14 protein-coding genes are annotated in these 22,548 nt (G+C 51.8%); 9 read left to right on the plus strand and 5 right to left on the minus strand.

What is annotated here, in order from left to right; all coding sequences use genetic code 11:
• Positions 1 to 195: 195 nt before the first annotated feature.
• Together BLR00_RS05390 and msbA are read left to right on the plus strand one after the other, a co-directional pair.
• On the plus strand, positions 196 to 1,989 hold the full coding sequence (locus BLR00_RS05390) for a TonB-dependent receptor domain-containing protein (protein ID WP_074631297.1): 1,794 nt from the start codon (positions 196 to 198) through the stop codon (positions 1,987 to 1,989).
• A gap of 173 nt (positions 1,990 to 2,162) precedes the next feature.
• A complete protein-coding gene (gene msbA / locus BLR00_RS05395) occupies positions 2,163 to 3,917 on the plus strand; it encodes a lipid A export permease/ATP-binding protein MsbA (protein ID WP_074631299.1) in 1,755 nt (584 codons plus the stop codon).
• Positions 3,918 to 4,308: 391 nt separating this feature from the next.
• Here the strand turns inward: msbA and BLR00_RS05400 are convergent, their stop codons facing one another.
• Both BLR00_RS05400 and BLR00_RS05405 read right to left on the minus strand, forming a co-directional pair.
• Positions 4,309 to 6,261, minus strand: coding sequence for a polysaccharide biosynthesis protein (locus tag BLR00_RS05400; RefSeq protein ID WP_074631302.1), 1,953 nt, complete (start codon positions 6,259 to 6,261; stop codon positions 4,309 to 4,311).
• 4 nt (positions 6,262 to 6,265) lie between these two features.
• Positions 6,266 to 7,255, minus strand: a complete 990-nt coding sequence (locus tag BLR00_RS05405) for an MraY family glycosyltransferase (protein ID WP_074631304.1) — start codon at positions 7,253 to 7,255, stop codon at positions 6,266 to 6,268.
• A 342-nt stretch (positions 7,256 to 7,597) separates the two neighbouring features.
• Between BLR00_RS05405 and BLR00_RS05410 the strand changes: the two genes are divergently transcribed.
• The 3 genes from BLR00_RS05410 to BLR00_RS05420 all read left to right on the plus strand — a co-directional run bounded on the left by BLR00_RS05410 (position 7,598) and on the right by BLR00_RS05420 (position 10,875).
• The gene (locus BLR00_RS05410) at positions 7,598 to 8,854 is read left to right on the plus strand and encodes a dicarboxylate/amino acid:cation symporter (RefSeq protein WP_074634148.1); all 1,257 of its coding nucleotides are present in this window, start codon (positions 7,598 to 7,600) and stop codon (positions 8,852 to 8,854) included.
• 454 nt (positions 8,855 to 9,308) lie between these two features.
• Positions 9,309 to 10,160, plus strand: coding sequence for a PA4780 family RIO1-like protein kinase (locus tag BLR00_RS05415; RefSeq protein ID WP_074631307.1), 852 nt, complete (start codon positions 9,309 to 9,311; stop codon positions 10,158 to 10,160).
• 292 nt (positions 10,161 to 10,452) lie between these two features.
• Entirely contained in the window at positions 10,453 to 10,875 is a 423-nt protein-coding gene (locus tag BLR00_RS05420) for a hypothetical protein (RefSeq protein WP_074631309.1), read from the plus strand.
• Between the two features lie 56 nt (positions 10,876 to 10,931).
• Here the strand turns inward: BLR00_RS05420 and BLR00_RS05425 are convergent, their stop codons facing one another.
• Entirely contained in the window at positions 10,932 to 12,254 is a 1,323-nt protein-coding gene (locus BLR00_RS05425) for a porin (protein ID WP_074631311.1), read from the minus strand.
• A 490-nt stretch (positions 12,255 to 12,744) separates the two neighbouring features.
• Between BLR00_RS05425 and BLR00_RS05430 the strand changes: the two genes are divergently transcribed.
• Positions 12,745 to 13,974 (plus strand): sialidase family protein, encoded by a 1,230-nt coding sequence (locus tag BLR00_RS05430; protein WP_256324054.1) that lies wholly within the window; start codon positions 12,745 to 12,747, stop codon positions 13,972 to 13,974.
• A gap of 344 nt (positions 13,975 to 14,318) precedes the next feature.
• Positions 14,319 to 17,006: a TonB-dependent receptor gene (locus BLR00_RS05435; protein WP_074631315.1), complete on the plus strand. Its 2,688-nt coding sequence runs from the start codon at positions 14,319 to 14,321 to the stop codon at positions 17,004 to 17,006.
• A gap of 82 nt (positions 17,007 to 17,088) precedes the next feature.
• Here the strand turns inward: BLR00_RS05435 and serB are convergent, their stop codons facing one another.
• The gene (gene serB, locus BLR00_RS05440) at positions 17,089 to 17,919 is read right to left on the minus strand and encodes a phosphoserine phosphatase SerB (RefSeq protein WP_074631317.1); all 831 of its coding nucleotides are present in this window, start codon (positions 17,917 to 17,919) and stop codon (positions 17,089 to 17,091) included.
• Positions 17,920 to 18,316: 397 nt separating this feature from the next.
• Between serB and purT the strand changes: the two genes are divergently transcribed.
• Together purT and BLR00_RS05450 are read left to right on the plus strand one after the other, a co-directional pair.
• Positions 18,317 to 19,534 carry a formate-dependent phosphoribosylglycinamide formyltransferase gene (gene purT, locus BLR00_RS05445; protein WP_074631319.1) on the plus strand — a complete coding sequence of 406 codons (1,218 nt, stop codon included), beginning with the start codon at positions 18,317 to 18,319 and terminating at the stop codon, positions 19,532 to 19,534.
• 326 nt (positions 19,535 to 19,860) lie between these two features.
• Positions 19,861 to 20,544: an SH3 domain-containing protein gene (locus tag BLR00_RS05450; protein WP_256324055.1), complete on the plus strand. Its 684-nt coding sequence runs from the start codon at positions 19,861 to 19,863 to the stop codon at positions 20,542 to 20,544.
• A 301-nt stretch (positions 20,545 to 20,845) separates the two neighbouring features.
• On the opposite strand, the gene BLR00_RS05455 is transcribed toward BLR00_RS05450, so the two are convergent.
• The gene (locus tag BLR00_RS05455; RefSeq protein ID WP_074631322.1) at positions 20,846 to 22,462 is read right to left on the minus strand and encodes a sensor domain-containing diguanylate cyclase; all 1,617 of its coding nucleotides are present in this window, start codon (positions 22,460 to 22,462) and stop codon (positions 20,846 to 20,848) included.
• Positions 22,463 to 22,548: the final 86 nt, after the last annotated feature.

A 22,548-nucleotide genomic window follows, 5' to 3' on the forward strand; every position in this document is an offset into this window, starting at 1 on the left:
ACACCGAGTTCGTGCATTTCATTTCAGATAAACGGCTGCTTTTTGTGGTTCGTATATACCCGGTTGGGTCTACGCATCGATAAACGCGAGCGTGCCAATACGCAAAGGCGCTCTTTGGCGACACCCGATATCGAAACATGCGTCCCGATCTGAAGTGAAGGGCATATTAATACCAATACCCGTGAGGAGTAATGAATGAAATCAGGCCGCATGTTAATCCTTGGGTTGATAGTGAATCAGGCTGGATTGGCACTGGCAAACGACGTTCCTAAGACGATCCTGCCGGAACTGACTATTTATGGCGGGAATCGGATTCCCATGAATCAAGAACTGACCAATCTACGGATTAACACGGTGAAATTGAAGGTTGAGGATAACGACTGGAAGACGGTATTGCAGGAACAGGTACAAATCAATGAGCTCGGTCCAGGCGGTCCGGTGTCCCTATTTATGCGCGGCTCCAACTCGAATCAAACATTGTTTATGATCGATGGCGTCAAGATGTATTCAGCAACCAACGGAGCGCCAAACTTTGCTGCCATTGCGCCAGGTTTATTATCATCTGTTGACGTTATTCAGGGGGGAACGTCAGCCGCGTTTGGGTCTAACGCGGTGGGAGGGGTGATCAGGGGAAATATCGACATACCGAAAGGAATCATGTTTTCAGGCGGGGGTGGGTCGAGATTCTCAGAGAGAGCTGCCGGTAGCTTCGGAGTACGGGGAGATTCCTATTATGCAGGGGTACGCATGGTGCAGGATATTATCCGGCAGGGGTCCGCGACGAACAGCAATAATCCTTTCGCCTACAATCCGGATAACGATCCCCGAAAACGGATAGGGATGGTAGCCAAGGCAGGGGGCTGGATAACACCGGATTTCCAGGTGGAAGCCACCGCCCTGGGTTCCCAGGTCAAGACTTCATTTGACGCTTCGCCGACAACTGCCGATATGAACATACAATCGATCGCCATGGCCAATCTCAGGGGCATCTATTCGCTTCCCCGTGATTTCAGCGTGATGGGTACGGTTGGCGCATCCACCGACAATTCAACAGTGCGAGGCGCTTTTCCCGCCGTATTCAATAGCCATTCCTTGCAGGCGTCGGGACAATTGGAAAAAAAACTCAATATTGGCCGTATCTTTACCGGAATTGATTACGAGATTCAGGGTGTGAACGGCACAACGAATTTTACTTCCACAAGCCGGAGCAATATAGCGGGATTTGCGGGAACGCAACTGGATACCGGCCGGCATGTGGTGGAGGGCATGTTTCGCCACGATGATAATAGCCAGTTCGGAGACTACAACACCTATTCAGTTTCTCTGGCGCGGAAATTGGGCGATTCCTGGCGGGTGGGAGGGCTGACTTCGTCGTCGTTCAAGGCGCCGACATTCAATGATCTCTATTTTCCTACGATGTTCGGATTCGGCGGCAATCCTAATCTCAAGCCGGAACGCGGCAGGATGCACGAAGCATTTGTGTCATATAACGGGGCTGGTGCAAACTATCGGTTTGGCTATTTTATGAATACCATCAAAGATGCCATCGTGATTAACAACATATTCTCGCAGGTGGAGAATATCTCCGAGGCCCGCATTGACGGATTTGAAGTGAGTGGAACTCAACCCATCGGCAAGAACTGGACGATACGGACAAATATGACCTTCCAGGATCCGCGCAACCAGCAGCTCAATACGATTCTTCCACGCAGATCCAGGATGTTCGGCACCGTGGCGATGAGATACGCGACAGAAAATTTCATGGTGGAGGGCATAGCGAGAGGCGAGGGTGCGAGGTATGACGACATTGAAAATCTGCACAAATTGCCGGCAATGGTCATCGTGGGCTTTAGTGCATCCTACAAGCTTCAGCAAGGACCAACCCTGCGAGTCCAGATCGATAATCTTCTCGATAAAAAATACCAGCCGGCAATCGGGTTTAACGGAATTCCCCGAACGGTCTGGGGAAGTATCACATACACTTTCTGACCGTCGTGGCTGTCATAGGTGATCAGGGGGCTCAATTGGAGTCGTGACTGACGGAAACAATGAGCCCCAAATCGCATCATCCGGCAACTCCACGCATTGCCTAGTCACGCTCACGCTGCTAAAGTCCGCTGGTTCCCGGTTTTATCTTTTCATTCACGCAAGATCCTTAAGCCATGAACAGCCGCCAGTTGTACTTGCGCCTGATGAAATATATCGTGCCCTATTGGGAAGTGTTCGTATTCTCGCTGATGGGTATGATTGCGATGGCGGCTACCGCGCCGATGATAGCCGCATTGACAGTGCCGCTGCTGGACGGCGCTTTTGTCAATAAGGACACGGAATCGATGCAGCTGGTTCTGCTGGCAATCATCGTGTTGTTTGCGGCGCGCGGTGTGGCAGGCTATATCAGCACCTATGCGATCAACTGGGTAAGCAGCAAACTGGTGGTGGATTTGCGGGCGGAAATGTTCGATAAGTTATTGATCCTGCCTGATTGTTATTATTCCAGCCAGCCCGGTGGCAGTCTCGTTGCCAGACTCACGTCCGATATCGCCCGGCTCACTTGTACCGTCATCGGCGTAATAACCGTAATGGTGCGCGACACGTTGACTGTTATCGGGTTATTGGCGTGGATGCTCTATCTTAACTGGAAACTTTCGATACTGGCTTTATTGATGGTATCCGTGATCCTGCTGATCATGCGGTCCGTCGGCGAGCGGCTGCAAAGTGTGGAGAGGAAAGCGCGGCAAACAGCGGATAGCATCATTCAGGTATTAAAGGAGTCCATTGAAAACCATAGGGTGGTCAGGCTTTACGGAGGCCGGCGATACGAAACACATCGCATGGGAGAGGAAGCAAACCGGGTGCGCGACTTTACCATGAGGCAGATCGCCATTTCGGCTTTAAGCGTTCCGCTGGTGCAATTTGCAACCTCCGTTGCGCTGGTGATCATATTATATCTTGCGACGCAGCAAGCCTTCGCCAATGAAACCACGGTGGGCGGTTTAGTATCCATCGTCGTGGCCATGCTGATGCTGAGTGCGCCGCTGAAGCGTATCGCCGGTGTAAAAGAGTTCCGGCAGCAGGAGTTTGCCGCTGCCGAGAGCATATTCTCGTTACTGGATCAGGCGGCTGAACCGGATACAGGAACGGATACAGGAACAATTATCATCGACCGTGCGCTTGGGGAACTGCGATTCGAACAGGTCAGTTTTTGCCGTGGCTCCGTAAGTTCCGGAATAAGCTCGGGTGCGGGCGAAGTACTGGATATCACGCTGACCATACAACCGGGGGAGACATTGGCGCTGGTGGGTCTCTCCGAGTGCGACAAGGGCACCCTCGTGAATATGGTGCCACGTTTCATTCGTCCCACGGCGGGGAGAGTTCTGCTTGATGGCCATGATCTGGCAAGCCTCACGCTAGCCAGTCTACGCGCCAATATCGCGCTGGTTTCCGAAGGCGCAACACTATTCAACGATACGGTGGCGGCCAACATCGCTTATGGCGCCATGGGACGTGAAACGGAATCCAGGATCACTGCCGCGGCACAGGCTGCTCACGCAATGGAATTCATTCGGGAAATGCCGCAGGGATTGCAAACCTTAGTAGGGGAGCGAGGCGTAAAACTTTCCAGCGGACAACGGCTGCGTGTCGCCATTGCCCGGGCATTGCTGAGAGATTCGCCTATCCTGATCATGGACGAGACGCTTCAGATGCCGGACTTCGAAACCAGTCATCATGTGCAGGCGGCGTTGGAAGCCCTGATGCACGGACGCACCACGCTCGTCATAGCGCATCGTTTATTCACCGTGGAGAGAGCGGATCGTATTGTAGTGCTGCAAAAAGGACGCATCGCCGAAATCGGCGGTCACCGGGAATTACTTACCAAAGAAGGTGCTTATGCCAGGCTTGCTCGAACTTTTGTTTGAACCTAAATCCGGTAGTTGACCGCTCATTTAATAGATCAGTGTTTTGATTAATAACAATATTTCTTATTATTTGACTCTCACCTTCCGGGTGAGGCTGCTACGGGGTGAATTGCACAGTTTTTGCGGCACATAGCTGCGTTGCAACTTCTTGGAATGGGGCGCCCCGGAGCGTGGCACGAGGGGCCCCGCGAAGCGGGGATCGGGCAGCGCAGGGGATGCCGCGACCGCGTTCCGAGGCACCCGCATCCCGCTGCGGGGTCACACCTTCCTGCGGAAGGCACTGCTCCGCCCTACGCGGTCGCACCATTCCGCGTCGTTGCGCCTTGCCCTGCACCCCAAAAACCGCACACCTCACCCCGTCCAACTACCGGATTTAGGTTGAACCCGTTATTTACTGATTGCCTAGCTCGATTCCCTGTTTGTACTCCGGCACCCATCTTGTTAACCCCTGTTTGACTTCCTCATCGCTGAGTACCGGGTGTTCATTCAGCCATGCTACGAGATCTGTCAGCCATTGTGCGTCTACCTGGCGAGCCTGGGCGATGCGCAGTTTGGAATGCGGTGTAGGCAAAGTGTTTTCATCGTCGGCCAATAACTCTTCGTAGAGCTTTTCCCCAGGGCGTAATCCATTGTAGACAATCTTGATATCTCCCTCGGTGAGGCCTGATAGACGAATCATATCCTTTGCCAGGTCTGCAATCTTGATGGGCTCGCCCATATCCAGCACGAAAATTTCTCCACCACCTTCTTTCCCTCCCATTAAGCCGGCTTGCAGCACCAGCTGCGCGGCTTCAGGTATGGACATGAAGTAGCGTGTAACCTCGGAATGGGTGACGGTTATCGGCCCCCCTTTTGCAATCTGTTCGCGGAATTTTGGAATCACACTGCCTGTGCTACCCAGCACGTTACCAAAACGTACCATGACAAAACATGTTTTCTGGACCGCATCACCCGGATCTTCCCCCGCCGACAGGCAAACGGATTGCTGCAATGCCTGGCAAATCATCTCGGCCAGCCGCTTGCTGGCACCCATGACGTTCGTGGGATTGACGGCTTTATCGGTCGAGATCAGTACGAATTTTTCCACTCCATGCTGGATTGCCGTCCGCGCCAGGACATAAGTTCCCCATACATTGTTCAGGACGGCTTGCCAGGCATTCTCCTGCTCCATCAGCGGGACATGCTTGTAAGCAGCCGCATGAAAAACAACGGCGGGCTGGAACTGCGTAAACACCTGAGATAGCCGGGCCGGGTCCTTGATATCACCTATCATGAATACCATCGGCATTTCCGGAAAACTGATTCTGAGCTCCTGTTCGATGTTATAGAGCACGAATTCATTCAATTCAAACAATACCAGACGGCACGGCTCAAACTTGGCAATCTGCCGGCATAACTCCGATCCGATTGAACCGCCGGCTCCAGTAACCAGTATCGTTTTTCCCGCCAGCAAGTCATGCAGCCTGTCGTTATCCAGCACCACCGGATCTCGTCCCAGCAAATCATCCAGCTCAACATTTCGGATTTGCGATACGGTGATTTTGCCGCTGATCAGATCGTCATAAGAAGGTACGATTAAGGCCTTGACTCCAGCGGTTGAACACATTTCCAGCGCATGCCGGCGATCGCGGTGAAGGCGATCGGAATGACGGCGGTCAAGTTGAGAGCGGCGAATCTTCCGGCGATCGATCGCGGTGGGCGTCATTGCAATAATGGCGTGGGCCACACCCAGTTTTTCCGCTACGGCAGGCAGCTCGTTGATGCGACCCAGTACCTTGAAACCATGCAGCATCATTCCGCGTTTTGCGGGATCGTCATCCAGCAATCCTGCTACTCGCCATTGCACGCTGCGGGCGAGCTCTTTTACCAGACCGATTGCACCGTCGCCCGCCCCCAACACCAGGACAAGATTACCCTCGATTTTTTTTAATCCATAGAGTCGATGCTCCTTCCATAAGCGGTAAGCCAGGCGGCTGCCTCCCATGATAAGCAGAAGCAGAATAGGAGCCAGCAGCAGCACGGTACGTGGTGTGCCGGCCAGTATCTGTAGCATGAATAACACCAGCGGCACTGCCGCCGCCGATGTCAACACCGCAAGCAGAATACGTCGCAAGTCCGGCAAGCTTGCGTAGTGCCAAAGTCCGCGATATAGGCCAAACCATAGGAATGTCGCCGCATGAATCGGGATGACCCAAGGCAGGATTTCCCAAAAAGATTTCAAGTATGAAGAGGGTATTTCGAAATTGAAACGGAACGAATAAGCGAGTCCCCACGCTACGACCGTTGCGGCGATATCATGAACGAAAGCGATTGCTGTGCGTATGTTGGGCTTGGGTAAAGGCATTCTGTCAGTCGCCGGGAGAGGGCTCCAAATACCGTTCGGACACAATCATCATACTCAAATAAATTCCGCCCCAAATCACGCCGACGCCAAGCTGAACGGTAATATCCTGGTGCATGGCCCACATTGCGCTGACACCCGAGCCCAGCATCAGAATATAACCCAGCAGTGCCGTATTGCGATGACCAAGACCGCTACGCACCATACGCTGGTAATAATGAGCGCGATGTGCCTGCCAGAATCGTTCGCCGCTCAGGCAACGTCTTACGAGCGTAACAGAAGCATCGGCAATAAATGGAGAAAAAACCAGTACCGGTAGCCACAGTGGCCACGAGTTATTCACCCAGCCTATCACACCCAGTGATGCGGCTAGAAATCCCAGTGGAATCGCGCCGGCGTCTCCCATGAAAATACGTGCGGGATAAAAATTAAATATCAAAAAAGCGGCAGCGGTTGCGGCAACACAGAAGTTTATCACGGCAAATGATTCGTCTCCGGCAAGCCAGGCGGTCAGGCCGTAGCACGTGAAACCAATTAGCGTCATACCACCCGCCAATCCATCCGAGCCGTCCATGAAATTATAAAGATTGATCATCCAGATGACCAAAATGGTGATTATTGTAACGATCATCCACCCGTGCGCTTCGAGTAGCAGTGCGACCGAGAACCAGACGGCCACCGCGCCATGCATCAGCAACCGCCCCAGTACAGGCAGACCAAAAATATCGTCGGCAAAAGATACCAGCACCAGAAGGGCGATGCCTAGCGATACGGAAATTGGCAGGGTCGCAGGGATAGACCCCCACGAAGCCGCTACACCCAACATCATACCGAGCCCACCGGTGCGGCGAACGGCCCGGGTATGGAGGGAGCGGGGGTTAGGATGATCCAGGACATTAAGGACGCTGCTCTTTATCAACCACCCAATCAGGATAAGCGTTACCGTAAACGCTATTAACGGGGGGGTGACAAGCGAGAAAGAAAGGCCGTCAATCATACGGGATTATAACCACCCAAAATATTCCGCGCCGATTTCCGCAAGGTTAATGTTAACAACATGCGTTTACTCGCAAGCTGGATGCTATACGCAGCAAGAAGCGGATTGGTTGTCGTATATAAATAGAGCCGCGGATCTATCCTCATTAATTCGATTATCCACCAGGCCTGATATCACCCGGCTTTTTTTGATCAAGAAATCTGGTATTGTTGTCTCGCGGCCTGCAAGAGTCTGCGAGGTCTTCGAACATTTCGTGTTGATATCCTTTAGTTGATCCTATTGCGAACAGGTATCTTTCGAGTTATTCGCCCGAAAATTGTATTTCATAAACAGAATCAACCGTTGAAGAAAATATCGCTTAACACGCAGATTCTATTCGGTGTGCTGGCTGGCATCTTGCTGGGTATGGGGTTTTCCGGGCTTGGACAAGAATCAGCCGTCGCGCAAAACGGGCTCTATGTCGCTAGGTTGATCGGCACATTGTTTATTGATTTGTTGAAAATGGTGCTGATTCCGCTGGTATTCACCTCTATCGCGGTTGGGGTTGCCAACTTGCGTGCGCACCGGCAGATGCACAAGGTATGGAAAGCCACACTGGGTTTCTTTATATTTTCCATGGCGCTTGCGGTGATACTGGGATTGACCGCTGCCAATCTTTTTCGCCCTGGCGAGGGACTTCAGCTTGCGATGTTTCAGGATGCCATGCGGGGTTTTGAGGCCAAGCAGATGTCTCTACCCGAGTTCTTTGCCCATTTTCTGCATTCACTGTTTCAGAATCCCATAACGGCATTAGCTCAGGGTGATGTGCTCGCGGTAGTGGTTTTCGCACTTTTGCTGGGGATAGCTCTGGTAGTGGGTGGCGAGCGCTACGCCAATATTATTGTTTTGTTGCAGGAATTTCTGGAATTGATACTGATGCTGGTGGACTGGATCATGCGGCTGGCACCATTAGGCATCATGGCGCTGTTGCTACAACTGGTCGCCACCCAGGATACTGCCCTGCTTGCGACGCTGATAAAATTTATCGTGGTGGTGGTGGGCACTACGCTATTGCATGGTGTGGTGGTGCTGCCACTGATACTTTATCTGGTGACCGGCATGGCGCCGCTCAAATTCTGGCGCGGTGCGCGCGAGGCGCTGGTAACGGCTTTTGCCACCAGTTCCAGTTCGGCCACTTTGCCTGTCACCTTGCGCTGTGTGGAACAGCATCTGCATGTCAAACGCGATATCGCGGGTTTCGTCGTACCGCTCGGCGCCACACTTAACATGGATGGGACCGCGTTATACGAGGCCGCCGCGGCGCTGTTTGTCGCCAATCTGGTGGGTATAGAACTCAATCTCATGCAGCAGATGATCGTGTTTTTCATGGCCATGATCGGTGCAATGGGTGCGCCTGGCATTCCCAGTGCCGGCATGGTAACCATGGTGCTGGTGTTGCAATCGGTTGGCCTGCCCGCGGAGGCTATCGCTATTCTCCTTCCCATTGATCGCTTACTGGATGCATTCCGCACGGCGGTTAACGTTGAAGGAGATATGGTAGGCAGTCTGGTGGTACAAGAGTGGGTCAAGAGTACGCATCATGATGAGAGTGTCGTTTAGCCATAACGCCCACGGACAATGGATTGCCGCCATTGATTCACGCGGATAAGAAAATCAGTTGAACATAGGGTCTCATCAACTTTGAGATTACTCACCCGCGGGTGTTTTACATTGCATCGTAATGAAATGAAAGCGCTTCTGCTATCCGCACGTGAGTGCCGGCCAGGGCATCCGCTGATGGCTCATTCGGCAAGAGTCTATTTCTGGATGGCTGTTTTCGCCGAAATGTGCAAAGTGGTGTGACATGTTGTCGCGCGGCAATATGTCACATTCCCAAGCTGATCTTCCCTCCTTACAATTTAACTTGAATCGTAGTGCGAGAACTCGCGGTGGATCATGACGCCCAACTGAAAAATGAGTGAAAGGCGAGCGATCAACTGCCGGGTTTGGATTTAATTTGATTTGACAAGGAGACGAGCGGCTTGCGGCAAGTATTGCACGCTCGGAAATGCTCATGAAAATTCCGAAAAGAATTGAACCGCTCGTCGAGGAGGGCCTCGTCGATGAAGTCATCTGCCAGCTCATGAGCGGCAAGGAAGCCATGGTCTACGTGGTTCGCTGCGGAGAAGCAATTTGTTGCGCCAAGGTATACAAAGAAGCTAACGCGCGCAGCTTCCGCCAGAGTGTCGATTATACCGAAGGCCGTAGAGTGAAGAACAGCCGCCGCACCCGCGCCATGGAGAAGGGCACCCGTTACGGGCGCAAGGCGCAGGAAGATGCCTGGCGAAGCGTGGAAGTGGATTCCTTGTGCCGTCTTGCCGCCGCTGGCGTACGTGTGCCGCGGCCCTATAATTTCTTCGAAGGCGTGCTGCTGATGGAACTGGTGACCGGCGCCAATGGCGAGGCCGCCCCCCGGCTCAATGATCTGGCGCTCACGGCGGAACAGGCGTGCGCGCACCACCTCACCCTTATCAGGCAGGTGGTGCGCATGCTTTGCGCCGGCATCGTTCACGGCGATTTGTCTGAATACAATGTGCTTGCCGGCCGCGACGGGCTTGTCATCATCGACCTGCCTCAGGCCATTGACGCGGCGGCCAACAACAACGCCCGCGGTATACTGGTACGCGACATGGATAACTTGGCCGCCTACTTTGGCCGCTTTGCTCCCGAATTGCTCACGACTGACTATGGCAGGGAAATATGGTCGCTCTACCAGAGCGGCAAGCTGCATCCGGATATTACCCTGACCGGACGCATTGAGTACCACAATAAGCCCGTTAATATCGCCGGCGTCATGCGGGTGGTTAACACTGTACTTAAGAAAGAAGCGGCCTGGCAACGGTATAAACTCGAAATGAGGGGATAGGGTGCAAGCATTCTTGGTATGTAATCCCTCCCGCCCCTTCGGGTTGCTGCACAAAAAACGCGGCATTCGCATTTTTTGTGCAGCAACGCGGGTGCGAAATAAGTGTTAACAGGCCCTAGTTACCATGCCGAATGTTCCGGCTTGCAAGGCGGAAATTAATCCCTTGGCGCATTATGGTCATTTTTAACAATAATGGTTTTCCTTAGAATAAAACCAGGGTTTCCCCAATGTACCCATGACGCTGGGTGAGTTAGGATGAAACTACTCTATTCCGACTTGCTTCACTGCTGTCATGAAAACAAAGCTAACCAATATTCTTGCCTTATCGATTGCGGCTCTGCTGGCCTTGCTAAGCCCTATCGCGATGGCGGCCGAACCTCTTGACACACCCGAGATCCGTACAGCGGCCCAGAATGCCACCACCCAAAGCGATCATGAGAGGCTGGCAAGATATTATGAAGATGCGGCAGCGCAGATGCAGGCAAAGGTAGCGGAAAAAAAGGAGCTGCTGGAGCACTATGAGGATAAAAGCTACATTTATGGCCGGCGGGCGCAAGATCTTCAATCGCATACGCACGCGTTAATTCGCAATTACGAAAAGACAGTCAAGGCAACCCTGCAGGCCGCTGCTATGCATCGGCAGATAGCTTCCATGCTCCACACCAATCATGTTGCGTATGACTCTCAAACGTCTGATGGTGTGGGTGGGTTCTAGCGTTCCTGACATCCGGGCGATGTTTGCCAAACTGTTGCCGCTTTTGTTGATCTGAATCAGAAAGGGATCGTCGCATCCAGCGAAAACAGGAACTGATCCTTCCTGCCGTCAAACGGCCGAAACGCCACCTCAATGCCATCCGCCCTGTCATAGCGGATATTTGGCCGGATATTCAGTTTCTCCATTGGCTTCCAGTTCATTTTCAGCCGCCTCGCCGGCTTCCAGTTCATGCCCAGGGTAACTGCGTAATAGTCTGCAGGCGCACTGATAAAAGGGATGTTGCCGGCATAGCTAACGCCCTTATTATTGGTCGCGGATAGTATCCGATAGGGCGAAAAGACACGCCAGCCATCTCTATCGTTGAACCGCTCAGCACGAATGCCGATGGAAAGGTCATGGAAAAGGTCATATGTTAAGTGCGTATTAACGCTATACCATTCGGCATTCTTGATGCCTTCCGGCAGATTAATACTCCCCGCCCAGCCATGAGTGTGGTGCACGACCATGTGGGTTCTGGGCGTGATCCGATGCTGCAGAACAACGCTATACATAATCCAGGGGTCATTGGTCGCTGACTGGCCATAGGTTCCGCCGACGGTAGCCGAGGTTCTTTTATCGTCACTGCTCCACAAGATGGCACCTAATCCGCCCCAGTTATCCAGCTGCTTATCAAAGCCGCCATCCCAGCCTCCGGTTGCGCTGCCCGTGGTAGCACCGCCTAGCACTGACCAATTATCATTCACGGTATAGTTACCCAGCAAGCCGGTATGGGTGAACGGTTCCCCGCTATTCAGGATATAGGCACGTGTATAGAAGAAATTGTCAGGCGCCGGAACGGTCTCGTAACCAAGTGGCGTATAAAAATGACCCACCTTGATATTGAGGCCATTACCGATTGGCATATACGTCTCCAGATAGGCTTGCGGTAGTGCGATGCCGTAAGTGCGGGTGGATTTGCAGCACAAATTAAGATCCCAGTTCCCCCGATCGGAAGGCTCGCCTGTATTTTCATCGAAGGCGGAAATGCCGAAAGCCTGGGCGTAGATGGCGTCCGTCCCAAAAAGAAAATCAAAACGGCCTCCAATATCCCATTCCTTACCTTGGGATACCACTGGGCGCTGTAAAAATATATTGAACTGGTTTAACTGAAACCGATTGGCCCGGTCCGCGAAAGTAACGGTGCCATTGAAACCATCCGAAGGATTATTCGCATTATAGGTCGCACCGCCATTGATCCAGCCACCCACTTCCAAACCGCTTTCCTTGAACAAGTTTGTCAAGCTATTGGCGTGTGAATCACTCAAGTTCAAAAGAGCCAGGAATACGAAACTTACCCGCGCGAATACCGCCGCATTCATACTTTTCGAACTACGGATCATTATGTAATTCTCCTTTCAAGGGATAGCAATAGTTCGCAGAAAAGCTATCATCATTAAAATCATTCGTGCAGTTGCTTGGCACCCGGACGCGAACATGTCGTTACCCAATTTGTGCTCGCTGTACCGGCGCTCGTAGCCAGTGGGCCATTTATTGCAGGGTGGCTCATTTCGAAAATGCGGCAAGAACGAATGATGCACGAGCATAACGCTAAAAAAAACGCCAATCTCAAAAGGGTTTTTAACAACGTGGAGAAGGAAGAAAATGTTGAACCCGCACTAAAAACAAGCCGACTCCGGATAGTTTTTTATTGTTGTCTACTCACAATGACCAATAAGAATCAATTACCGCCAACTGGCTCAGGGTATATGTCGCGTGGCGAATGCGACAATTTGTCGCATTCTCATACTTCCTGAAATGGATTATTCTCACAGCCCGGTATAGTGATGGGAGGAAGTTATGCGGCGGCAACGGATTTATCATATTGGAGTCATGCTTTTGCTGAGCACTTCAGCCGCCGTGCACGCGAGTCACCCGGATCCGGCCTTGGAAGATCAGGCGTATGCGAAACCCCGGCCTCCCAAGACGACGCTGGGAGTGGGCGTAACATTGGATGAAAGCGGCCGGTTATGGTTGGCGAAAGTGGAGAATCAACGGCTGCTGGTTTCCCGGTCGGATGATGAGGGAAAAAGTTTTTCCAATCCTGTTGTCGTGACACCTGAGCCGGAAAATATATCGGCTGATGGAGAGAATCGTCCCAAGATCGCCATTGCACGCGATGGTACCGTGCTTCTGACCTGGATACAGTCGCTGCCACAGAAATATTCAGGCAATGTTCGTTTCGCACGTTCGGCAGATTCAGGCCGGACCTTTTCGAAACCCGCCACCCTGAATGATGACGATCGCATTACCAGTCATCGTTTTGATTCGCTGGCCATCGATGGCGCTGGCAGGGTCGTGGTGGCATGGCTCGACGCACGTGATCGGGATGCGGCAAGGGAGCAAGGCGGGGAGTTTTCCGGAGTATCGGTTTATACCGCGCAATCCAATGATAACGGCGTTAATTTCAGCGCAAACCGAAAATTCCAAACGCATACCTGCGAGTGCTGCCGGATTGCACTCACCTGGACGCAGGAAGGCCCGGTAGTCTTTTGGCGAAACATTTTCGGTGTCAACACACGTGATTTCGCCATTGCAAATCTGGATAAAGGCGGAAAGCGGCGCGCCACGGATGATGAGTGGAAGATTGATGCCTGTCCCCATAATGGGGGCGGCATTGCGGCCGATCGCCAAGGCCAGTTGCATCTGGTCTGGTTTACCAATGGCGCAGCCCGTCAGGGACTATTTTACAAACGTCTCGGTGGCGATTGGGAGTCGCAGCCAATGCCTATCGGCGATCCCGCAGCTCAGGCAAATCATGCATCGGTAGCTGCGGAGGGTAAAACGGTTCTCCTCACCTGGCGTGAATTTGACGGTCGCTCTTATTCCGCACAAATGATGTATTCGAATGATAGCGGTGTGTCCTGGAGTGCGCCTCAGCGTTTGATGGAATCCGCCGGAGCGACGGATTATCCCATCCCGTTGATTGACGGAAAAAAGGTGCTGTTAGTGTGGAATACAGCAGCGGAGGGCTTGCGTGTGCTGCCGTTTGACCGTCTCACCGCCGGGAAGTCTTCGGATAAATCTTCCGCGAAACGCGTTGCTGACAAAACTGGCGGATGATCATAAGACGCATCGCAAGGGCGATAGACGTCATAGCCCGGTAGGCAGCCAATTTTGCGATAGCCCCTGAGGGAATGAGCAGTGATTTACCGGAGCCTGCTTTGTCAGGCTCCGGCGATGGTAAGCGATCATTCGTGTCATCGCCTCTATCAAAATATCTTGTCCCGCAAGGCCGCCGGTGCCTTTCTGCGGGCAAATCTGAGGATACAGCCTGATCCAATGCCATAAATTGCCCCGTTGTCGGGGAAAAACTGAAAAGTTGATAAAGTAATATTTGAAATGCTTAATAGAAACAGCGGCCATAAGCTGGTTGTTATAAGAAAACAGGCGAGGAAAAAATCAATATGAAACCTATCTTTATCGCCTTGGCGAGTGTGCTTCACGTCTCTTCCGCCTGGGCCGAAGATTCGGAGCAACAAAAAAATACGCTGTCGCAAAATACCGTAAGGGGTTCCCGTGAAAGCAGACCGTCCGCTGAAATATTTCAGTCGACTGGCGGCATCAATGGGCTAATCGCGCAGCCGAATAAAACGACCCCGCCAGCGCAAAACTTGAGCCAGGTCGCGCAGAGTGCGGTTCCACTTCCTGGTTCTGTCGAAAAAGAAATGGCAAGTGAAGCATCTGACAAGGACGAAGGGAAGAATAAGGATAAGGATAAGGATAAGGATAAAGCCGCCGAAAAAGGCACGGATAAGCCGGCGCCGGACAACCAGAAGGAAACGGTCTTCAAGGAGATGGTTGTCACCGGCGAGATTGAAAAAGACTCGCATTACACCTCCCCTTCTACTCGCGTCACACGGGCACAGATCGAACGTCAGAATGCGCAAACCACGGAGGAGGTGCTTAAGTATCAGCCCAGTTTACAAATACGCCAGCGCTATGTCGGTGATCCCAATGGCGTGTTGGGGATTCGTGGTGCGGATATGTTCTCGACCGCACGTAATATGGTTTTTGCCGATGGCTTGCCGTTGCATAACTTTCTACAAGCAACGTTTAATGGAGCACCGCGTTGGTCTATGGTTGGCCCCAATGAGATTGACGCAGTGGATATTGTCTACGGTCCCTTCTCGGCAGAATATAGCGGTAATTCCATTGGCGGCGTGGTAAATATAAAAACGCGTATGCCGAAAAAGCAAGAGTTCTATGTTGAGAGCAGTCTCTTTGTGCAGCCATATAATAATTATGGGCCGGATAAAGGAACATTCGTGGGCGACCGTCAATTTGCCTCCTACGGCAACCGAATTAAAGATGTTCTAACGGTGTGGTTTTCTTACAATCGTTTGGAAGCTCAAAGTCACCCTATGAGTTACTTCATTGACAATACGGGCTTGCATACCGCCCCGGGCGGGACAGCAGTTACCGGCGGCATCCGCACTCCTGATACACGTGGTGTCCCCAGTATTATTTATGGAGACACAGGACCAGAAAAAGTGAATACCAGTTTATATAAAGTCAAGCTGGGCTACGATCTCACACCGGCACTCCAGGCCATTTTTACGGGTGCTTTCGAGGAACGCACACGTAATGGTAATAACCCTGCCAACTATGTAACTAGCAGTGCAACTGGACAGCCGTTCTGGGGAGGCCCTGCACCAGCCTGTTTTTCTGTTCCCACCTGTGCCACGCCTGGTAATGCTTCGCTCGGAGGGGACAGATTCGACGTGGTGCAAAGAGGTTTTGGCGGCAATAAGGATGACCGCCAGACGTTAAATATGGGCTTGACTCTTCGTGGCGCACTTAATCCAAACTGGAATATCGACACAACGGTTAGTAGTTTCGATGTGCTTAAAGATACTCGCGCTACGGCGTTTTTCAATAAAAACGATCCTGCCAATACCGGCGCAGGCCAGCTTCAGGATTTTAAGACATTCAATTGGCGTAATGCCGACCTTAAGCTGAGCACTCCAGCGCTATTCGGCAATCCAAAATGGTCATTAGTAACCGGCTACCACTGGGATCAGTACAATTTGAACTTCAAGCAATATAGTCTAACAGATTTCGATACGCTTCAGCGAGGTGCGCTGCAGGCTAATAGAAACAATTCTGGCCGTACTTCGACTCAGGCCTTCTTCGGACAGTCCGCTATTCGCTTTTTGCCTGACTGGGACATTACCGCAGGAGCCCGTTGGGAATGGTGGTCGGCCTCGAATGGAGTCGCCTCAAGTACCATCGGTACGGGTTCCTCTGCAGTCACTGTAAGTACACCGAGGCCAGATCGTGACCTGTTTGCAGTTTCACCCAAGGTTTCTGTGGGCTACGAGCCGGGAAACTGGAAATACCGGTACTCGTTTGGCCGTGCTCATCGATTCCCGGTAATTGCTGAACTATTTCAGTCTCTCAGTTCGCCAACTAGTATTACTGAAGCCAATGCGGATCTTAAAGCCGAGAATGGCACTCATCACAACTTTATGATCGAGTACGGTCTACCAAGGGGCTATATGCGCATGAATGTGTTTCGTGATGATATTAAGGACGCCATCCAACAGGTACTCCGGGCATCGGGCCCCATTACATCAAGTTCATTTCAGAATATCCCCAAAACTAGTACTACCGGGATTGAGCTCATCTTTAACCAACGCCGCATCATGGATTCAAAATTTGATTTCATGTTCAATGGGACTTGGATGAATGCAAAGGTAGACAATGGGGGAGGGATTATCAAATTCACAAATTCACTTGGACAGAATGCTGATTACAGTATGGATGGGTTACAACGCATCCGCTTACCTCATTGGCGGGTAAATGCTTTCGTTACCTATAACGCTACCGAAAACTGGGATACATCGGCCGCGGTTCGTTACACCAGTGATTCGTTTAATGATCCTGATAACAAGGATTTTGTCAACAATGTATTTGGTGCTCAGAGCGATTTCACCTTTGTGGATTTAAAAACAAATTACCGGCATAAATTCGCATCCGGCATTAAAAGCCGTTTTTCGTTTGGTATTACCAACGTGAATAATATGCAAGCGTATGTTTTTCATCCTTACCCCCAACGCACCTATCTTGTTGAGGCTGCGTTTAGCTATTAAGTAAATCCTGTATGGTTCCTGGTGAACCGCCCTAGCGGCAAACCCGGGTCTTCATTCAGAGAGTCGAGATAAGCGGCGAAGATTAGCCAAACAAATTAATCACTCCGTCAAGGCCGACATGATTGATTGCATAAGTAGCCTTTTCCTGCACGATGGGCTTGGCATGATAAGCGATACTGACGCCGGCTTCCTCCAGCATCCTAAGATCGTTGGCGCCATCACCGATGGCGATCACTTGCTCCCGCTTCAATCCCAGTTCCTCGCGCACGCGTTTGAGCACGTCGGCCTTTCCCTGCGCGCCAATAATTTCACCCAGTACCTTGCCAGTAAGTTTTCCGTTCACAATTTCAAGTGTATTGGCGGCCGTATAATCGAATCCCAATTTTGTTTTTATTCTATCGGTAAAAAATGTGAATCCCCCGGAAATGACCATCGTTTTGAGGCCCGCCGACTTCATCTGTTGCAGCATTTTTTCCGCGCCGGGACTTAATTGCACGCGCTCGTCGTAAACTCGTTGCAACGCATCCTGGTCCAGTCCTTGCAGCAATGCGGTGCGTTGTCTCAAGCTCTCGGCAAAGATGATTTCGCCCCGCATGGTTCTCAGGGTAATTTCGGATACTTGTGCCTTCACACCATGCATGTCAGCTACTTCGTCGATGGATTCGATCGCAAGCAATGTGGAGTCCATATCCATCGCCACCAGGCCAAAGTCCCCGAGAGGCGCCGTTTGCTCAACGAAAGCGAAGTCCAAGTCGGCACCGGCACAGTATTCGGCGATATGTTCCCGCCGGCTTGCATTCTTAAGCCGGAACGCTTCACCGGTGATGCGCTCGATCTGGTTAGCACCAGCAAGCTTTGCCAATTCTCTTAAATCATGGTTGGCTATCTCAGAGCCCTGAATAATGAGATTCATAGAAGATATCAGTTATTATTAAAAAAGTTTTTTGTACGATGGATTGTCTCAAACCCGTTGCTCAATAGAGGGCCTATCTTGTTATTGTCATAAGAAGATCTCATAAGCGGTATGGGTGTACGCGGATTACCCATGCAACAACCTTTCCCCGAAATGTGTGAGTGGTTTTGAATACTGATGTTTTTTTAACAGCCCGTATTTTGCCAGCAATTGCAGCTTACTTCCATACAAGGTTTCCAGTAAGCTGAAAATGCCACACGCCTCAATTGTTTAGCCCAATTGTTGACAATGCCCTTAAGATACCCCTATGCCATGAGATAGCTCCGCGCCATGAGAATGGCAAGTGGATATATCTATGTTCTACCCTTCATAACGAAAATGTTCAAACAGGTGAATCATGACTAAACCGCTTATTATCGGGACCCCGCTGAGTCCCGCCGCCACAAAGGTGATGTTGTTGGGCAGTGGTGAGCTCGGCAAGGAGGTCATTATCGCATTGCAACGCCTTGGCATAGAAACCATCGCCGTTGATCGCTATGCGAATGCGCCCGGTCATCAGGTGGCGCACCGCGCGCATGTAGTCAATATGGCGGATGGCGCCGCATTGCGTAAACTGATAGAACAGGAGCAGCCGCAACTTATCGTACCCGAAATCGAGGCGATCGACACCGGCATGCTGGTAGAAATCGAACGGATGGGCATAGCACGTGTCATTCCGACAGCACGCGCCGCGCAACTCACCATGCACCGTGAGGGAATCCGCCGTCTTGCGGTTGAAACGCTGGGCTTACCAGCGTCATCGTATGCCTTTGCCAGCAGCCTGAAAGAATTGCGTACAGCGATTGAAAATAGCATCGGCTATCCTTGCATAGTGAAACCGGTGATGTCTTCTTCCGGCAAGGGTCAATCGAAAATTGATCGTACGGGAGAAGTAGAGACCGCGTGGAACTATGCTGCCAGCGGCAGCAGAGTGGATCAGGGACGGGTAATTGTCGAGGGTTTCATCGATTTCGATTACGAAATAACACAGCTTACCGTACGTGCGATGAATGCGAATGGTGACGTGGAGACGCATTTTTGTGAGCCGATTGGTCATATTCAAATTCACGGCGATTACGTGGAAAGCTGGCAACCGCAGACAATGTCACTACTTGCGCTGCAACGTGCGCGTTACATTGCCGAGAAGATCACCGATAACCTCGGAGGCCTGGGTATTTTTGGCGTGGAACTATTTGTTAAGGGTGACGATGTCTGGTTCAGCGAGGTCAGCCCGCGCCCGCATGATACCGGCATGGTAACGATGTGCAGTCAGTTTCAGAACGAATTCGAGCTTCATGCCCGCGCCATACTTGGTCTTCCAGTGAATACCGATTTGCGCGCGCCGGGTGCGAGTGCCGTGATTTACGGGCAGCTGGATCAGAAGGCTATCGCGTTTAGTGGCGTAGATGAAGCGTTGCGTATACCGCAAAGTGATTTGCGTCTATTCGGTAAGCCGGAATCGTTCGTCAATCGCCGCATGGGCGTGGCGCTCGCAAATGGTGTCGATACGGTTGAGGCGAGGGCTCGCGCAAAACTTGCGGCCAGCCGCGTGATGGCGGTAAAAAATACCGCTTAAAAACGGGCGGTTAAGGTAAAGTCCAGGCATATTGTACCGTTATTGTAAGTAGTCTATCAGCGTACTGATGCCTATCACATAAAGCTGAGCTGCGAAATGAGAACTGCGCGATAATACATCGTGTATTTTAAGTATTGGAACCGGGAGATACGGAAGTGAAAGGATTTTCGATACAGATGGATAAGCCATACAGGCTGCCACAGGTTCGAGCGGGACAGATGTTATGCTGGATAGCCTTGGTGTTGCTGGGTTTAAACATGATGGGATGCAGTCTCCTTCTGAAATCTCAATCACCCGAGCTTCCGGCCGTCTCTCCAGAGTCCAATATGAAGGAACAGCAAGAAATTGAACGCATGCAGAAGCTGCTAGTGGAAAAGGAAGCGGAAAAAGAGGCGCAGCAGCAGGAAATCGAACGCCTGCAAAAGATACTGGTGGAGAAAGAGGCGCAGATCCGCGTTCAACAAGCCCGGCAGCAGGATCAGGCCAAGACTTTACAGGAGACAAGCAGTCAGGCTGTCCACGCCCAGGTGAAGCTTCGGCGGTTGGCCACACGGCCCGCCGCCGCTTCGACAATTGCGGAGGCTGAAGTTGCCATGGAGAACTTGAAATCATCTCCATTTACAGAATCCGAGCAGGTGGTGCAAAGCCAGGCACAGCGTCTCTTGAGCGCTGCCGCCGCGTCCTACGCGGAAGACAATCATGTCGCGGCCATGGAGTACGCTGCGTACGCTCGCGGATTGATCGACATGATAAAGAATAATCGTGCTTTCAAGACGTCGGATTCGCGCCGTGTGACAACGCCGTTCGAGGTACCCATCCCGTTGCGTGCCGCGACCAACAGCAATCTGCGCCAGAACCCGGCGCTCAGCGCAGCGGTGTTGAGTGTAGCGAAGAAAGATTCCCTGATGACAGCGGAGGCATATCAAGGTGACTGGCTGCGAATTCAGACAGCCGATGGGCAGTCGGGATGGGTACTGAATACATTGGTGGAAGCACAAGTGGGCAAGTAGTATTGTTCACAACAACGACGAATAATGCGGAATGGGAATAATCCAGTCGTGACTCTATGCGGTTTCCTGCGCAGGCGTCAAATCGAGAATAGTTCGCGGGTATATTCTTAAAACAAGCGATATTTCTGATGCACCAGTAGTGTCCGCCGAACTCAAAGGAAATCGGCTGCAAAAGTTATCTGGCCGGTCCATATTTCGCCGCTTTTTTCAGCCAATGAAACAACTATTGGCCTTCAGAATCGTCAAAATTTGTCCTCGCCCCGTTACTTTTTCGCTTCGATTCTTTAAGTACGATAGACCGCTAGGAGACGCAGAAAGCTCGATTACGGCCGGCATGCTTTGCCCCATAGAGTGCGCTATCGGCGCGAGCGAATACCGCTGTGGGTGTCATATCGCCGGACTGGCACTGCACGACGCCGATACTCACCGTTACTGCGATTACCGAGTCATTGGCGCTGTAACGCATGTTTTCCACCTGGGAGCGAACGCGCTCCGCCGTTTTCAGCGCCTGGTCCGTTGACGTTTCCACCAGAATAATAATGAATTCATCGCCGCCATAGCGTGCCGCATAATCAATACTGCGGATCGACTGAATGAGTATTCGGGCTACCGCTGTCAGGATCTCATCGCCAGTAATGTGGCCATAAGTGTCGTTGAGCGTTTTAAAGTAATCGATATCCATCATCAACAACGTAAATTCTCGCTGGGTACGTTTGAAACGCGCAAGTTCATCGCTGAGGATCGCGTCAAGTTTGCTGCGGTTGTACAAGCCGGTAAGACTATCGGTGATGGAGAGTGTTTCCAGCACCTGATTCTGCTGCTGCATGGCTTGATTGGCAGCCATAATCTCGGCGTGACTATGACGCAACCTGTCTGCCATCTGATTGAATACCTGTGTGAGATGTCCCAGCTCGTCATTGCGTGTTGCAGTCAGCCGCACCTCAAGATCGCCGCCGGCGATCCTGTCCGCCGCGCCAATCAGACGTTGCAGCGGCCCGACAATCGAACGGCCCATCTGAAAGGCCACTGCCGCCACTACAATGACCAGCGCACCTACAAGCGCCAGAAACATATCGCGCAGTTCTACCCAGGCGCTGTATACCTCGCCGCGATCACGTTCCGCCACGATGGTGACTGGCAGATTTTCGGATACGTCGGCGAGTCCGATAACCTCCCGATGCGTCATTCCCTGGAAGACCAGGGACTCGCCGGGTTGTGACTGCAAGCGTCGCAGTACCGATGTATCCAGTTGCTTCAGCTTCTCCGCATCGATCTGACTGCTGACAAGAATTCTTCCGTCCCGATCCAGCAGGAGTACTTCGCCCGGCGGCGATTTCTTGGCACTTTTCAGATGAGGCTGTAGCGTACGCAGGTCAAGCACGGCAACCAATGCACCCATTATGAGATTGTCGTATGATAATACTGGAACCGCGATGCTGAGTGTGGTGGTGGTGTATTGTTCGTCCCAATGAGGAGGTGTGATCACGAGACCCTCCGTAAGAGAGTTTGGCGACCACTCGTCTGGAAGCGTTACGGCGGCGGCCACTGCCGCACTACTGGCTACGACCTGCCCGTCGGCGTTCACTACGGTTAGTTCCCGGAACGTGTCGAGCTTTTCCTGGACTGAACGCAGATAGTGCGCCAGGGCTTGCGGATTCTTGGTGACCGTATTTGCCCGGATATTCGCTTGCGGCCGGGCAATCGCCGATAACCCGTCGATGACCGCATTGGACGTGGACGATACGCGCACCTCGTGGGCACGTTTATCAATCCAGAGTTCTATTTCGCGACTGGCGTCACTTGTCAGCGTACGAAGTTCACGAGTGACGTTACCGCTGATCTGCGCCTCATTCTGCCGAAACGACAGCAATCCCAGTCCCAACGATGGAATAAGCGTGGCTATGATGGCGAAAACCATTATTTTGCTTCTTATACTTTTTAACCACACCATGTGAATAAGTATATCTAAAAATTTCAAAATAGACGGGAACGTCATACCCGAAC

Origin of the sequence: Nitrosospira multiformis (assembly GCF_900103165.1) — a bacterium.
Classification (GTDB): Bacteria; Pseudomonadota; Gammaproteobacteria; order Burkholderiales; family Nitrosomonadaceae; genus Nitrosospira; species Nitrosospira multiformis_D.